The sequence below is a fragment of the Mesorhizobium sp. M1A.F.Ca.ET.072.01.1.1 genome, from assembly GCF_004023325.1.
GTDB lineage: Bacteria > Pseudomonadota > Alphaproteobacteria > Rhizobiales > Rhizobiaceae > Mesorhizobium.
This window is the reverse complement of sequence record NZ_RZSF01000718.1, coordinates 1-496: the sequence shown is the minus strand read 5'-3', so window position 1 is coordinate 496 and position 496 is coordinate 1. Positions and strand designations below refer to the sequence as shown.

The 496-nt window shown below is 63.1% G+C and carries 1 protein-coding gene; it reads left to right on the top strand.

Going from position 1 to position 496, the window contains the following annotated elements:
- A partial coding sequence (locus tag EOA32_RS37705; protein WP_128374340.1) for a 6,7-dimethyl-8-ribityllumazine synthase occupies positions 1–330 on the top strand: 330 nt, incomplete at its 5' end.
- Positions 331–496 lie beyond the last annotated feature (166 nt).

The following is a 496-nucleotide window of genomic DNA, read 5'->3' as shown; positions in this document are numbered from 1 at the left end:
GTCTTCGACGTGCCCGGCGCCTACGAGATCCCATTGCATGCCAAGACCCTCGCCGAGACCGGCCGCTATGCCGCGATCCTCGGCACCGCCTTCGTCGTCGATGGCGGCATCTACCGGCACGATTTCGTCGCCGGCGCCGTCCTCGGCGGCATGATGACCGTGCAGCTTGCGACCGGCGTGCCGGTGCTTTCAGCGGTGCTGACGCCGCACAATTATCACGACAGCGCCGAGCACCACCGCTTCTTCTTCGAGCACTTCCAGGTCAAGGGCAAGGAAGCGGCCAAGGCCTGCGTTGAGATAAGTGCGGCGCGTGAAAAGATCGCGGCGTGAGGCGCGGTTGCCGGGGTGGCAATCCCGGTAACAGCCTCTAATATCGCGAAAAAACCGAGATCGGGAGGATGCCGGTGCAGACCAAGAAGATCATCAACGACGGCAACCGTTCCGTCGACGAGATGCTGGAAGGAATACTGGCCGCGCATCCTCGCCACCTCAGGAG